Annotated in this window: 15 protein-coding genes; 4 read left to right on the top strand and 11 right to left on the bottom strand. The window is 68.2% G+C overall.

Features of this window, described 5'->3' with window-relative positions:
* The gene (locus QM728_RS07495; protein WP_415031404.1) at window positions 1-486 is read right to left on the bottom strand and encodes a nuclear transport factor 2 family protein; all 486 of its coding nucleotides are present in this window, start codon (window positions 484-486) and stop codon (window positions 1-3) included.
* An 8-nt stretch (window positions 487-494) separates the two neighbouring features.
* The gene (locus tag QM728_RS07490) at window positions 495-1283 is read right to left on the bottom strand and encodes an SDR family oxidoreductase (RefSeq protein ID WP_415031403.1); all 789 of its coding nucleotides are present in this window, start codon (window positions 1281-1283) and stop codon (window positions 495-497) included.
* A 97-nt stretch (window positions 1284-1380) separates the two neighbouring features.
* Here QM728_RS07490 and QM728_RS07485 point away from each other — a divergent pair, with 97 nt between their 5' ends.
* A complete protein-coding gene (locus QM728_RS07485; protein ID WP_415031402.1) occupies window positions 1381-1920 on the top strand; it encodes a hypothetical protein in 540 nt (179 codons plus the stop codon).
* Here QM728_RS07485 and QM728_RS07480 read toward each other — a convergent pair.
* The 4 genes from QM728_RS07480 to QM728_RS07465 all read right to left on the bottom strand — a co-directional run bounded on the left by QM728_RS07480 (window position 1917) and on the right by QM728_RS07465 (window position 5444).
* Window positions 1917-2918, bottom strand: a complete 1002-nt coding sequence (locus QM728_RS07480) for an NAD-dependent epimerase/dehydratase family protein (RefSeq protein ID WP_415031401.1) — start codon at window positions 2916-2918, stop codon at window positions 1917-1919. The genes QM728_RS07485 and QM728_RS07480 overlap by 4 nt on opposite strands.
* Entirely contained in the window at window positions 2915-3997 is a 1083-nt protein-coding gene (locus QM728_RS07475) for a zinc-binding dehydrogenase (protein WP_415031400.1), read from the bottom strand. The genes QM728_RS07480 and QM728_RS07475 overlap by 4 nt, the downstream gene beginning before the upstream one ends.
* Window positions 3990-4505 (bottom strand): nuclear transport factor 2 family protein, encoded by a 516-nt coding sequence (locus tag QM728_RS07470; protein ID WP_415031399.1) that lies wholly within the window; start codon window positions 4503-4505, stop codon window positions 3990-3992. The genes QM728_RS07475 and QM728_RS07470 overlap by 8 nt, the downstream gene beginning before the upstream one ends.
* A gap of 90 nt (window positions 4506-4595) precedes the next feature.
* Window positions 4596-5444, bottom strand: coding sequence for an LLM class flavin-dependent oxidoreductase (locus QM728_RS07465; RefSeq protein ID WP_415031398.1), 849 nt, complete (start codon window positions 5442-5444; stop codon window positions 4596-4598).
* A 94-nt stretch (window positions 5445-5538) separates the two neighbouring features.
* On the opposite strand from QM728_RS07465, the gene QM728_RS07460 reads away from it, so the two are divergent.
* Entirely contained in the window at window positions 5539-6165 is a 627-nt protein-coding gene (locus QM728_RS07460; RefSeq protein WP_415031397.1) for an LGFP repeat-containing protein, read from the top strand.
* A gap of 4 nt (window positions 6166-6169) precedes the next feature.
* Here QM728_RS07460 and QM728_RS07455 read toward each other — a convergent pair whose 3' ends face one another.
* On the bottom strand, window positions 6170-7525 hold the full coding sequence (locus QM728_RS07455; protein WP_415031396.1) for a flavin monoamine oxidase family protein: 1356 nt from the start codon (window positions 7523-7525) through the stop codon (window positions 6170-6172).
* A 36-nt stretch (window positions 7526-7561) separates the two neighbouring features.
* Here QM728_RS07455 and QM728_RS07450 point away from each other — a divergent pair, with 36 nt between their 5' ends.
* Window positions 7562-9037: an NAD-dependent succinate-semialdehyde dehydrogenase gene (locus QM728_RS07450; protein WP_415031395.1), complete on the top strand. Its 1476-nt coding sequence runs from the start codon at window positions 7562-7564 to the stop codon at window positions 9035-9037.
* Between the two features lie 356 nt (window positions 9038-9393).
* Here the strand turns inward: QM728_RS07450 and QM728_RS07445 are convergent, their stop codons facing one another.
* The 3 genes from QM728_RS07445 to QM728_RS07435 all read right to left on the bottom strand — a co-directional run bounded on the left by QM728_RS07445 (window position 9394) and on the right by QM728_RS07435 (window position 12156).
* Window positions 9394-11013, bottom strand: a complete 1620-nt coding sequence (locus QM728_RS07445; protein ID WP_415031394.1) for a cation:proton antiporter — start codon at window positions 11011-11013, stop codon at window positions 9394-9396.
* A 125-nt stretch (window positions 11014-11138) separates the two neighbouring features.
* Window positions 11139-11270, bottom strand: a complete 132-nt coding sequence (locus QM728_RS07440; RefSeq protein ID WP_415031393.1) for an antitoxin MazE-like protein — start codon at window positions 11268-11270, stop codon at window positions 11139-11141.
* 13 nt (window positions 11271-11283) lie between these two features.
* Entirely contained in the window at window positions 11284-12156 is an 873-nt protein-coding gene (locus QM728_RS07435) for a universal stress protein (RefSeq protein WP_415031392.1), read from the bottom strand.
* 190 nt (window positions 12157-12346) lie between these two features.
* Here QM728_RS07435 and QM728_RS07430 point away from each other — a divergent pair, with 190 nt between their 5' ends.
* Window positions 12347-12667 carry a GlsB/YeaQ/YmgE family stress response membrane protein gene (locus tag QM728_RS07430; RefSeq protein ID WP_415031391.1) on the top strand — a complete coding sequence of 107 codons (321 nt, stop codon included), beginning with the start codon at window positions 12347-12349 and terminating at the stop codon, window positions 12665-12667.
* A 64-nt stretch (window positions 12668-12731) separates the two neighbouring features.
* On the opposite strand, the gene QM728_RS07425 is transcribed toward QM728_RS07430, so the two are convergent.
* Window positions 12732-14180, bottom strand: coding sequence for an RNB domain-containing ribonuclease (locus QM728_RS07425; protein WP_415031390.1), 1449 nt, complete (start codon window positions 14178-14180; stop codon window positions 12732-12734).
* Between the last annotated feature and the right edge of the window lie 104 nt (window positions 14181-14284).

The following is a 14284-nucleotide window of genomic DNA, read 5'->3' as shown; positions in this document are numbered from 1 at the left end:
TCAGTCGCCCGTCGCCCACCGGTTGGCGATCAGCTGCATGCCGCTCGAGCCCATCGGCGTGATGGCCTCGTAGAGGCGGTAGTACTCGGTGTGGCCGATGTACCAGCGGCCGTCGAGCTTCACGTAGCGGTCCGAGTAGTACGACGTCCCGGTGATGACGGTGTCGAAGTCGGGTGCGATGACGATGTCCGACATGGACCAGCTGCCGGTGGCGGCGGGGCCGTCGACCTCGATCTCCGGGTTGCCGAAGGTGTGCGCCGACACGATGGTGCCGGTCAGCGAGGACCGCATGTAGTCGACGATCGCGTCGCGGCCGTCGAAGTGCAGCGGCTCGCCCTGGCTCACCGTGCCATACCGGGCGGTCGCGTCGGGCGCGAGCGTCGCGCCGAACTCGTCCCACAGCCGGTTGTCCAGGCACCGGCCGTAGCGGTACTTGAGCGTGGTGATCTCGTGGATGTCGGACAGGGTGGCCGGGTCGGTGGTCATCGCGGGCCTCACAGGTCGGGAAGGGGGAGTTCGAAGTTGGGGGCCAACAGGCCGCCGTCCACCTCCAGCACCTTGCCGGTCAGGTAGGCGCCGGCGGGCGAGGCCAGGTAGAGCGCCGCGGCGGCGACCTCCTCCGGTCGGCCGAGGCGCTGCAGGGGGGTGGCCGATTCGATGGCGCCCCGCATGGTGTCGTCGGCGGCCACCACCTCGAGCGCCGACGTGACGATCGAGCCGGGTGCGATGGCGTTGACGCGCACCTTGGGGTTCAGGTCGAGCGCGGCCAGGCGGGTGTAGTGCGCGAGCGCGGCCTTCGCGGTGCCGTACATGCCGAAGCCGCGCCCGGGCAGGCGGCCGACGGCCGACGTGATGTTGATGACCGAGCCGCCGTCGTCGTTGCCGAGGAGGTGGGGCGCCGCGGCGACCAGGATTTCGTGACCGACGGTGACGTTGAAGTTGAAGGCACGGTCGAGGTCCTTGCCGCGGGTGTCGAGCAGCGGTTTGGGAAACGCGCCGCCCACGTTGTTGACCAGGACGTCGAGGCGGCCGAACTCGGCGATCGCCGCGTCGACGAGCAGATTCGGCTCGGCCTTCGACAGGTCGGCCGGCACGGCCACCGCGCGCCGCCCGGTCGCCCGGATCTGGTCGGCGACGGTGTCGAGCTCGTCGGCGGTGCGCGAGGAGATGACGACGTCGGCGCCGGCTTCGGCGAATCCGAGGGCGATGGCCGCGCCGAGGCCGCGTCCGGCGCCGGTCACGATGGCGGTTTTCCCGTCGAGGCGGAAGAGGTCGAGGATCACGCCTCCCAGTAAACAAGACAGGTGTCCAGTTCGGGCGGGTTCGCGCCGATTGCGTCGGCACCGCTCACCGGCCGGGCGGACATATTAGGCTTTGCGCATGGCTACGAACCTGGAAGTGATCGCCGGCGACGAGTGCGAGTGCCCGTGCCACCGCGATCCGTCGATCCATCACGTCATGGCATGTTGCGCCGACTGCGCCGAGTGCCGGACGCGGGTGCGGACCGCCGCGCTCGCCACTCACAAGCCCGCACGGTGCGGCGGCTTCCGGATCGGCCGGCTGGCATTGCGCGTCGACGCGGTCGTCTGTCTGCTCGCCGGTGTGGCCCTGGTCGTCGCGGGCTTCACCCGCGGCTTCATGCCGGTGGCGCTGCACGTCGTGGTGGGCGTGCTACTGGCCCTGTGGGGGATCGGCCTGTGGGTCGCGCCGTCGCGCCGGCCGCTGCGCGCGGTGCTCGCCGTCGTGTTGGCCGTCAACGTCGTCGCCGCCATCGCGCTGGTGGTGGTCGGGCTGGTGGCCTCGTCGGACGGCGACCTCAAGCCGATCGCGATGGTCGCCGCCGTCGTCGTCATCGCGATCTCCGCGTGGGAGTGGGTCGGCCTGCGGCGCACCCAGGGATCGGCGCCACTCGAGGGCTAAGCGGCCGTGCGACGCTTGCTCTGCAGATAGAACCGCGCGGCCTCGACGATCGATTCGGTCGTCGGACGCGGTTCCCACCCGAGCTCGCGGACCGCTTTGCCGTGGTCCATCCGGGGCATCACATACATCAGACGCACCGACGTCGGCGTCAGATACGGGTCTTCCCGCTTGAGTCGTGCGACGAGGTCCGCCAGGAGCGCCATGCGGGTCAGCTTGCCGCGCGATACCGCTTTGCGCGGCGGTTCGACGCCGACCGCGTCGCAGGCCGTCTGGAAGATCTCTTTCGGGGCCATGAATCGCTCGGCGATGATGTAGCGCTCGCCCACGCGCCCGCGTTCGGCCGCCAGCGTCATCGCCCGTGCGGCATCGGTGATCCCGACGACCTCGGCGCCGACGCCGTCGAGGTAGAAGGGCATCTTGCCGCGGACCGCCGCCTTGACCATGCCGCCGTGTGGCGTCGGCAGGTAGTCGCCTGAGCCGTAGGTGTTGGCCACGCACATCGCGACGGCGGGCAGCCCCCGCTCGCGCGCATAGTCCATGACTAGGTCCTCCGCCGCGACGCGGGTCCGCGCGTACTCCCCGCCTTTGCGGAGCCAGTTGTTGCGCAGTTCCTCGGTGGCCAACCCGGATTTCGGGATGCCGATCGTCACCACCGAACTGGTGAACACGAACTTCTCGAGGTCGGCCGCCGCGGCGACGTCGAGCACGCCGCGCAGGCCGTCGACGTTGGTCCGCCACATGGGAGCGGGATCGCGCAGCCAGGGCCGCGCGTCGACGACGCAGTAGTAGACGACGTCGCAGCCGTCCATCGCGGTGCGGATCGAGTCGAGATCGAAGATGTCGCCAACGACCCGCTCGACGCCGTCGAGTCCGTCGATGCCGCGGGTATCGCTCGTCTCGCGCACGAGGGCGCGTACCGGTTTGCCCTGTGCGGCCAGGTCCCGCACGACGTGGGACCCGAGGAATCCGCTCGCGCCGATCACCAGACTCTTGTTCACGTTGAACCTCCCGTGCCGTCGGGTTTGAAGACGATTCGCGGCGGCGCACCGGGTCGTTGAGAGCGCTCAAACGCTGCCTGCAAGCCATCGAAGCCGACAGTCTCGCCGATCAGCGGTGAGGTATCGATCTCTCTGGACGCGACGAGGTCACACATCTCAAACCAGTCGTCCGGACCGGGACCGCCACCGAACTGAATGCTGATTCCCTTGATGTGGGCGGTCTCGGTGGGGATTGTGTCGGAGTCCGTGCCGCCGGCGCTGAAGATCCGTGTTCCGATGGGACAATGGTCGATGACGCCGGCCAGGACGTCGGTCGCACCCGAGCTTTCGAAGACCACGCAGTCGGCCTTTCCCGCAAGCTCGATCCGATCGTGCACTTCGGCCGCGTTCCCCCAAGCGGCCCGACGCCACTCTGCGAACGTGTCGGCGACGCGTGGATCTACGAGTGCGGTGGCACCCAGGCGACGCGCCAGTTCGCGCCGTGCTGGGTCGAAGTCGGCCGCGACTATGGTCGCGGCACCGCGGTGCTTCAATGCGGCGACGACGGAGAGGCCGATTGCGCCGAGGCCGATGACCAAGGGCACCGCGTTCGGCGCGGATCCGAGGCGGGTGTAGTACCAACCGACGGCCATCGCGTCGGTGAGTGCGATCTGTTCGGGTGGAATGCTTTCGGGGACGTGCTTGGCGAACCCTTCGCTGACGAGGAAGTACTCGCCGAAGGCCCCCGGTGCATCCGGAGCCATGCCGATGATACGTAACCCGGTGACTCCGACCAGGGCGGGGACAGCGGTGATCCGTGCTCCCACAGGCCACCGCCGCTGCGTGTCAGGGCCGTAGTCCACGATCTCTCCGCAGAACTCGTGTCCCATGACCACGTCGTGGTTTGGCGCGTCGACTCGCATGCCGGATCGATCGGCTGCCGACACCTCCGGATGGTCCATATAGTGATGATCGGAGGCACAAATCGCGCAGGCCAGGGTCCGCACCAGGATCTGGCCCGGGCCGGGTACCGGGCGTGGGATCGAGCGGAGGCCGAGTTCACCCCGCTTGAGGCTGAGGGCCCGCATCATCTCAGCCATGGTCCTCCACGCGTAGGACCGCATACGAGGGATCGGTGCGGTCCCGGGTGCCCGTGGGCGCGAAACCCGCGCCGTCCACAGTGCGTGTCTCGTCCAGCGCATGAAGATAGCGGCGGTGCTTGATTCGCCAAACGTCGTCGCGACGCTCCCACTGGTCGACATAGCGACCGTGCGACACGGTGTCCACCGGATCACCCTCGGCAGTCCGGTGACGGAGCCGGGCCATGACGTACGCCTCGCTGCCCGCACGATCGCCCTCGACGTTGACAAGCACGGAACCGAGATGATGGACGTGGGTCTCCATCGCCGGATGTACCTGCCCGATGAAGTCGATGAACCCGTATCCGGTCCCGCTGAACATTTCGCCATAGTCCGCGGTGGCATCAGGGTGAAAGAGCGAGCGCCCCAATTCAAGGTCGATGCGATCCATCGCCCGGCAGTAGCACGCCAGTGCGTCGTAGATCGCTTGCTTTGCCAGCAAGACGTGCACTTGGTCGTCATTCGCCATCGACGGCAGCTCCGTTCTGGGCGGTGCGGTCCCCCGGGCACAGACTAGACAGCTGTCTGGACTATTGTCGCGGTTCCGTGGAATCCGACCTCAGAGACGGGCCGAGACGATGGCCTCAAAGGTCTCTGTCGATGCCCGGTAGGGGGCCGTCTCCCGGGGCCAGGCGACGAGGAAATCGGTAAACCCGATCTCGCTGGTGCGCCCCACCACTTCGTCGTAGGCGGTGAGGCCGTCCAGCGGGTCGAGCGGGCTCATGGCGCCGGAGACGTACCGGCGGTAGTCGGGCTTGGTGTCGCCCAGGGTCTCCTCGAGGACCTCGGTGCTGCGCTTCAGGCTGGCGATCCAGGTCGTGAAATCGTCGGTCGTCGCACCCGTGGTGATCCAGCCGTCGCCGTGCCGGGCAGCGAACCGCACCGAGCGCGGCCCGGTGCCGGCGAGGAGCAGAGGCACCCGGTCGCGCACCGATCCCGCGGCCAGGCGCATGTCGTGGCAGCGGTAGTAGTCGCCCGCGAAGTCGAGGTGGTCGGTGCCGAGTGCGAGGTCGAGCAGCGTCGCGAACTCCTGGAATCGGTCGACGCGCTCTTTCGTGGTCAACGGTTCCTGACCGAGGACGCCGTCGTCGGGCGAACCACCGACGCCGAGTCCGGCCAGGAAGCGGGAACCGGACACGTCGATGAGCGTCTCGATCTCGCGAGACAGCGCCACCGGGTGGCGGAAGTTGGGGGAGATGACGAAGGAGCCCAGGCCGATCCGCTCGGTCACCATCGCCGCGGCGGTCAGCGTCGGCAGGCAGGAGAACCATTGGGCGTCGGGCAGGCCGCCCCAGACCAGATGGTCGAACGTCCACGCATGGTCGAAACCCATCGCCTCGGCCCGGCGCCATTTCGCCGCCGCGTCGGCCCACGGCTGGTCGGGCAGGAGGAAGACGCCGGTGCGCATGGGGTCATCCTAGGCGGCTCGCCTGCGCAAATGCGGCGCCTGAGGCAGGGGAGCGGGCTATGTTGTTCTGCGAAGACCGACGAGAGGAACAACCATGCGGACCATCCTGAACCGCCGCACCGCCGCGATCGCGGCCGGACTCGCCGCCACCGGCCTGATCGCCACGGCCTGCGCCACGGAGGACACCGCGACGACGGACTCGCCGGCCGCCGGGTACGAGTCGTCGAGCGCGTACGCGCCGTCCTCGTCATCGGCGTCGGCCTCCGCGGTGCCGGCCCGACCGGTTCGGCTGCGGGGCGCCGACGGCACGCCGGTGATCCTGACCGGGCCCATCGCCGCCAAGTACTCCGCGGCGACGGCGGCACAGAAGCAGGACCTCGGCAGGCCGTTGACCGGCGACCACAACTCCGGCAAACGGGCGAACGGCACCCAGTTCCAGCAGTTCACCGGCGGGGTTATCACCGCGCGGGACGCGGGGGCGCCGGCGTACATCACCTGGGGTCTGATCCGCGACGCGTGGAACGTCGAGCGCGCGCCGGACGGCACCCCGTCCGACGACGGCAAGAACGGCTCGGCCGGACCGCTCGGTGCGGCGACCAGCGACGAGGTGACCACGGGCGACATCAAGGCGTCGACGTTCGAGCACGGCAAGATCACCTACAACACGCAGACGCGCAAGGTGACGGTGACCGTCAACGGGAAGGTCGTGCCGACCAACTAGCGGTCTATCGGCGCGCGCCCAGGACCTCGCGGGCGGTCGCGCGACCCGATCGCACGGCGCCCTCCATGTAGCCGTTCCACTCGGTGGCGTATTCGGCGCCGGCCCAGTGGATCGGTCCGACGGGTTCGCGCAGGGCCGTCCCGAAGCCGGTCCACACGCCCGGGGCGAAATGTGCGCCGTAGCAGCCGCGACTGAATTCTTCGGCGGTCCAGTCCTTTTCGACATAGGCCTGCGGCGACGCAGCTTCCGGACCGAAGTACCGGACGAAGCAGTCGAGGACGGCGCCGCGGCGCTCGTCGTCGCCGAGGCGCTGCCAGCGCAATGCCTCCGAACCCTCGACGAAGCCGAGTAGCGCGCCGATCTCGCCGCCCGGCGGGGAGACGTCGAAGGTGATCTTTACCGGGCCCCGGTCAGACACGGCCTGACCGTTGAGGTCGCTGTCGCGCCAGAACGGCGTCGGATACGACGCGAAGCATTTCGCCACCGAGCCCGCCGGCACGCGCTGGGTCAGCTGGTCGCGCCAGGCGGGCAACAGCGGGTCGTAGCGGATCCGGCCGGCCAGTGTGGGCGGCACGGCGATGATCGCGCGGTCGGCGGTGAAACTCTGACCGTCGCGCGCGGTGACCGTGACGGCGCCGTCGTGCACGGAGACGCTGTCGACCGGTGTATTCAACCGGATGTCGAGGTCGTCGGCCAGGCGTTCGGCGACCAACACGGAGCCGCCGACCACCCGGTCCTGCTGGGCGCCCCGATCGACGGAGACGAGGGTCTCCAGATCGCCGTTGCTGGCCGAGTAGAACAGCGCGTGCAGCAACGAGAGGTCGGCGGCGTCAGCGGCATAGACGGCTTCGGCGGAGATGCGGAAATACGCCCGCCCGGCCGCGGTGCGCAGGTTGCGCCGGATCCAGGTCTCGTAGGTCTGGCCGTCGAGGATCACGGCCTCGGGGTGCTCCCACGGGCGGGTGGTGTCGATGGAGCCCGAGAGCCGCTTGAAGCGAGCGAGCCCCTGGAAGAGGTCGACGAGTGCGAACGGGTTGAGCTTGGGGATGGCACCCTTCTTCCCCGCCATCCGGGATTGTTTGCCGACGAGGTCGACGAGGAGCTTGCCCTCGTCGTTCCAGGTGCGGAAGGTCGCCAGCCCGAGCTGCTTGACGAGGTCGTACATCTCCTGGTGGCCCTCGCCGATCCACGTGCCGCCGAGCTCGATCGGGTGACCGCTGATCTCGCCGCCCTCCAGGCGGCCGCCGACCCGGTCGCGGGCCTCGAGAACGGTGACCGTCGCACCGGCGTCGCGCAACGTGTGAGCGGCACTGAGGCCGGCCAGACCCGCTCCCACGACGATCACATTCGGTCCGCTCATGCTCCCAGGCTAGGCCGGAGGGGGATAATCGTCAGTGTGACCACGACACCAGCAGCACCGCCGCTGCCCGCCGGCGTTCCCGACGGTGTGTGGATCGCGGGCACCGGTCGCCCGGCGTCGGGCGGCGGCACGTTCGAGGTCGTCAACCCGGCCACCGGCGACGTGCTGCACCGGGTCGCCGATGCCACCGTGGCCGATGCCGATGCGGCGATGACCGCGGCCGCGGCGGCCGCGGGGGAGTGGGCCGCTACCCCGCCACGCCAACGCGCTGAAATCCTGCGCCGTGCCTACGAGGCGGTCACCGCACGCGCCGAGGACTTCGCCCTCGTCATGACCCTCGAAATGGGCAAGACGCTCGCCGAAAGCCGCGGCGAGGTCGCTTACGGCGCCGAGTTCCTGCGCTGGTTCGCCGAGGAGGCCGTCCGGATCGGCGGACGCACTACGACCGCGCCCGCGGGCACCGGTGAGATCCTGGTGACCAAGGAGCCGGTCGGGATGTGCCTGGCCGTGACGCCGTGGAACTTCCCACTCGCCATGGGCACGCGGAAGATCGGTCCCGCGCTGGCCGCCGGCTGCACGATGATCGTCAAACCGTCCGAGGACACGCCGCTCACCATGTTGCTGCTGGCGCAGGTGTTCGCCGATGCGGGCCTGCCCGACGGGGTGCTCAGCGTGCTGCCCACCACCGCGTCGAAAGAAGTCGTCGCCGCGATCATGGCCGACCAGCGTCTGCGCAAAGTCTCGTTCACCGGCTCGACCGGCGTCGGCAGGTCGCTGGTCGAGCAGTCGGCCGAACAACTGCTGCGCACGTCGATGGAACTCGGGGGCAACGCACCCTTCATCGTCTTCGACGACGCCGACCTCGATGCGGCACTCGACGGCGCGATGGCGGCCAAGATGCGCAACGGCGGCGAGGCGTGCACCGCGGCGAATCGGATCTACGTGCACAACTCCGCGCGCCACGACTTCACCCGGCGACTCGTCGAACGCGTCGCCGCCATGACCGTCGGGCCGGGCTGGGCAGACGGTGTGGACCTCGGGGCGATCATCAACGAGCGACAACTGTCGACGATCGAGTCCCTCGTCGACGACGCCGTCAGCGGCGGGGCGCGCGTGCTGGTTGGCGGTCGGCGCGACGATGGGCCTGGCTTCTTCTACCAACCCACCGTTATCGATTCGTTACCGGCAGGTGCGCGGATCCGGACGGAGGAAATCTTCGGTCCGGTTGCGGCCGTCGTCGGCTTCGACACCGAGGACGAGGCGATCGACCTGGCCAACGGCACGCCGTACGGATTGGCGTCGTATTTCTACACGACGTCGTTGGCGCGGACGCAGCGCGTTGCCAGCCGGATCGAAGCCGGCATGGTCGGCGTGAACCGGGGAGTCATCTCGGACGCCGCCGCGCCGTTCGGCGGGATCAAGCATTCGGGCTTCGGTTCCGAGGGCGGCAGCGAGGGCATCGAGGAATACCTCAACACCAAGTACATCGCATTGCCGCCCAACGGCGGGTAATACGTCACAGTGACGTAATAACCGAGGGTGGCTGGAAGCGGAAAGTGCGCCAATTATGTTGCACTGCAACATTTTTGGTCTGAATCGAGCCTTGTTGGGTATGCCGAGCTGTTGTGCGCACGGTCTTGTCAAGCCGCCATTGCACTTCGTCGAGTGGGCGGTGAAAGTCGCCGAGTGGGCGGTCAATCCCGACCGAGTGGGCGGGCAACAATCCGACCGACTGGGCGGCGAACAATGGCCGGTGCGAACGTGGCCGCTCATCTGCGCAGGTCGACATTGTGCCGATAAGATACATTATGTCAACTTATAGGGAAGGCGACGGGCAGAGAATGCGAGTACTCCGGCACCCACCCGCCCTACCGGGCATCCGACTTAGGGGAATCCGGCAGTGGCGGCTCCGGATCTCCAAGGCCCGCCGCCTGATCGGCGAGCTCCAAGCCGGCACCGGCGTAGATGTTGAAAGCCGTGTCGACGCCGTGGTCCTTGGCCCACTGCACTTCGTCGTCGTATCGCGCGACGGTGGCCACCTGGCCGGTGAACCCGGACTCGCGCAGACACTCCAGCGCTGTCACATTCGCGCCGTGACGGTGCATCGCGAGCAATGCAGTGTGGACTGAATCCGAGTGGTGAAGTCTCTTCCAGAAGTCGAGGTCGGTGGCATCGCCCTCGATCACGCGGTACCCCTCCCCTCGCAGGGTCTGCGCGCGCGGGCCGTCGTAGTCGACGCCGACCACCCGCAAGCCGTGGTGCTGTGTGAGTCGCTGATACGCGGCCAGGCCCACGCGACCCATTCCCAGAATGACGACTTCGGCGTCGCCGGCGTCCTGCGGCCGTTCCTCCGGGATCAGTTTCTGGTCGTCCTGTACGGGTAGCCGTGCCGCGATCTTCTCCACCATGAGGTGCCCTCGCCCGTTGACCAGTGCAGACACCACGAAACTCAACGCGACGGCGATTGAAATCTCCACCAGCCAGACTTTGTCGAGCATCCCGGCGGTCACACCGACAGAGACGACGATCAGGCCGAACTCGGAGAAGTTCATGAGGCTCAAGCCGGACAGGATCGCCGATCGATACCGCATCCTCATCAGAGTGAGCAGACCCATCCAGAGCACTCCCTTGAGCGGGAGCAGCAGGAGCATGAGGAGTGCTACCTCGACCGTCGGCAGGTCGGGCAGCCCCGTCAACCCGATCGACACGAAGAAGCCGACCAGCAGCAGTTCCTTCAGATGGAAGAGTGAACGGGCGAGCTCCGACGACGCCGGATGCGACGCGAGAAGCACGCCGACGATGAGCGCGCCGAGATCGCCCTTGAGACCGACCGCGGAGAACCACGCGTAACCGGCGACGAGCGCCATCGTGATGCCGAACAGTGCCTGCATCTCACCGTGGCCGAGCCGGCTCCACACTCGACGCATCACCCGAGTCAGCGGCCACAGCAGCACGAGGCTGAACGCCCACAAGCTCGGGAGGTGACCGCCGGTGACCGTCAGAAAGACAACGGCGACGATGTCCTGCATCACCAGAATGCCGATCGCGACGCGGCCATACAGCGAGTTCGTTTCGCCCCGCTCCTCGAGCACCTTGACCACGAAGACAGTGCTGGAGAACGACAGCGCGAAAGCGAGCAGCAGAATCGTTTCGGGGTCCTGGCCGGTCAGCATCGGGATGCCGACCAGCGCCGCGGTCCAGAGAAACGCGAACCCGAGCACCATGCTCAGCACCAAGTGGAGCGACGTCGCGAGCCACACCTCGCGTCTGAGCAGGATCCGCACGTTGAGTTTGAGGCCGATCGCGAAGAGCAGAAGCGTGACGCCGAGGTCGGCCACGACTTCCAGCTGCCGCAGATGCTCGACATGAAGCGCGTTGATGACGAACCCCGCAGCAAGGAACCCGACCAGCGGAGGGAGCCGGATCGCCATCGCGAAACCACCCAGCCCGAAGGTGATCAGCAGGTAGATGGCTACGGTTGTGGTCATCGCCCAATTCTCGCGGTACAGCCGGAACGTCTGCAATTCGACGGGCTACGAAGACGCGGCATTGACAGCCGGACGGGGCTTCCGGGCGTAGACGCCGCCGGCGACAGTCCAGACCTCTCCCCTGATCACTCCTCGTCCCACGGTGCGGTGACGGCTTCGATGAAAGCTTGATCGTCGGCGCGTGCGTCCGCCGCGGCAATCAGTCGGGCTTGACGGTCGGCCTCAGCGGCGAGGTCTTCGCCGCGGACGTCGGTCAATGGTCGTCGATCGTCAGCCGGCTTTCGGGACAACCATGACCGCGCACGGCGCCGCGTGCAGGACGGCTTGACTGGTCGATCCCAGCAGCATCCCGGCGAAGCCGCCGTGACCGCGGGTGCCGACCACGACGAGCTGACCGTCGGTGGCCGCCCCCAGGATCTCCTCCGCCGACTCGGCGCCGGTGACGACTGTCTCGACGGCTACCTTCGGATACGCGGCGCGCCCCTCGGCCAATTCGGAGTCCAAGAAGGCCGACGCGGCACGGGCGATGCGGCCCATGTCCTCCTCGTAGAGCCCCTGGGAGATCACGCCGTCCCCATAGGTGTGGACCGCGACGAGCTTCGCCCCCAGGTCGTTCGCGGCCTGGAACGCCAGGTCCACCGCCGCCGCCGACAGTTCCGAACCGTCGACGCCGACCACCACCGGCCCCGTCGTCGACGGGCTCTCGGGCACGACGACAACCGGGCACTCGGCGTGGGCGGCCAGGTGCGAGCTCACCGAACCGAGCAGCAGCGCCTCCACCCGGCCCCGACCGCGACGGCCGACGACGAGCGTGTGGGCGGTCGCGGTGAGCTCCTGCAGCACCGCGGCGGGCCGACCGTCGAGCACCGCGGTGTCCACGGCCACGCCCGGAGCGGCCTCCCCCGCCACGTTCTTGGCGATGTCGAGCGCCTCCTCCGCGAACGCCCGCGATGCATCGGTGTACGCGGCGGCGGTGTTGACCACCTCGCCGAAGTGCGGTGCCGTCGGAAGCTCGACCACCGAGACGATCTGCAGGTCCCGCTTTTGCCGTGCCGCCGCGGTCGCTGCCCAGCGCACTCCGTCCAGGCCGTTTGCCGAACCGTCGACCGCCGCGACAACCGCCGTCTTCGCATCAATGGACACCGTCATCAACCTCTTTCGCACCCCGTCTGGGCTTCACGGTCCACAGTATCCGCCGCCGTGGTCGGCGCGCGGCCGGTGTCGGTTCCCTGTGAATCGGCCAAAGCCGATTTTTACCCGGGCAAAGGCACCCTAACGGCGTTACGGTAGACACGACCCCCGAACACGGGGTGCGTCTAACAAGGAGTATCAAGTGATCTATTCCGCGACCGTGGCCGAGGCCACCGAGGTTCTCGCGCGTTCGAGCTCGCTCACCAGCGTTCCCTGGTACGGCTACATCATCATCGGCGCCATCGCCGGTTGGCTGGCCGGCAAGCTCGTCAAGGGCAACGACGCCGGACTGCTGATCAACATCGTCATCGGCATCGTGGGTGCCCTGCTCGGCGGCTTCCTGCTGAGCTTCTTCCTGGACACCGCCAACGGTGGCTGGATCTTCACGCTGTTCACCGCACTGCTCGGCTCGGTGATCCTGCTGTTCCTGCTGAGCTTCGTCAAGGGTGTCGCGCGCAAGTAGCGCCCCGAAGCTGAAACCGCCCGCCCGGTGCCAACCGGGCGGGCGGTTTTATTTGTGCTCAGTGCTATCGGTGCTCGACGGCGGCGAACGCAACCGCACCCGAGTCGGCGTCGGCTTTGACCACCTCGGCCACACATTCGCTGCCGACAGCCGGCGCCGGTTTGCAGGGCGCGATGATGGCCGGCTCGGCGATGAAGATCTCCCCCGGCGCCTTCTCGTGGGCCGGGCGCATCACGGTGGCGTCGAAGCGAGCACCGATCTGGTCGGCCAGGACCACGGCCTCGGCCAAGTCGATGCTGCGGCGCGATGCCCTCGACGACAACGAATCGGCGGCGCTCATGATCTCGCCCAGCTCGGGTAACGCCGCGGTGACCCACTCGTCGACGTCGCGACCGGCGGTGACCGCCAAACACACCTCGGTGGCGAACCGGTCACCGAGTCGCCGCAGCGGCGCGGTGACATGTGCGTACAGCCCGCCCACCCCGGCGTGGATCAGTTCCTCATCGGTGACCTGCGTCGACGGGTCGATGGCGCGGTACCCGGCGCCGCGCATCAACCGCGCGCCCTGGGTCATGAGCGCCAATGTCGACGGCTCGTCGGGTGCCAGGCCGGCCAGGAACTGTCCGGGGCTGGCGCCTTCGGGCCACGGGACCCGCAGATTCTCGGCGACGCGACGCAGTTCGCCGACAGCATCGGCGGTGGCCGCCGGAAGGGTGCGGAAGAAGCCGATTCCGGCGCCCCGCATGATCTGCCCGGCGCACATCCCGATCAGCAGGGAGACCTGCGCGTTCCAGAGATCGGCCGGGGTGCGCGGTGCCAGCCGCAGCGTCCATTTGCGGGGATGGCGCAGGTTGTCGTTGGGCACCACCTCCTGATCGGGGAGCTCCAACTGGACGGCCCCACGATCCAGGGACCACCGCTGGCGCACCTCGCCGAAAGCCGGCAGCGCGGCGATCGCCGGATGCAAGGTGCCGGCCGCCGCGTCGGCGGCCACCCCCTGATAGTCGAGCCGCTCCCGCGACCGCACGACGGCCCGTTCGACGCCGGTCTGCACCACGTCGCCGTTCGCCGCCACCCGCACGGTCCACAGCACCGCGGGACGGTCGATGCCGGGCAGCAGCGATCCGGAGTTCTCGGAAATGATCCGCGGATGGAGCGGGACGTTGCCGTCCGGGAAGTACAGGGTCTCGCCGCGACGTCGGGTCTCGGTGTCCAGCGCGCCACCCGGTTCCACGATGGCCGCCACATCGGCGATGGCGTAATGGACCAGGAAACCGCCGGGATTGTCGTCGGCGGGATCGTCGACCAGCCGCACCGCCTGGTCGAGGTCCAGGGAGCCGGGCGGATCTATGGTGACCAGTTCCAGGTCTCGGCGATCCGCCCGCTGCCCGGCGAACCGGTCGTGTGCGAGCTTCGCCTCGTCCCACGCGTCGTCGGGAAAACGTTCGGTCACCCCGAGCTCGGTGCGCAGCCTGTCGAAGTCGAGGGCGGGCGCCCGCAATCGGAGCTTCATCAAACGTCCCCCCTCCCCTGCGTCGGTCGCGGCCGAATGCCGTTCCCGCCTTGTTCACGTATGCTATACGTTATTTAGTAACCGTACGGTATACGGTATATTGT

The organism is Gordonia sp. (in: high G+C Gram-positive bacteria) (assembly GCF_047602025.1).
GTDB lineage: Bacteria > Actinomycetota > Actinomycetes > Mycobacteriales > Mycobacteriaceae > Gordonia.
Note: the sequence above shows the minus strand (reverse complement) of the source record. Positions and strands in the feature narration are given on the sequence as shown.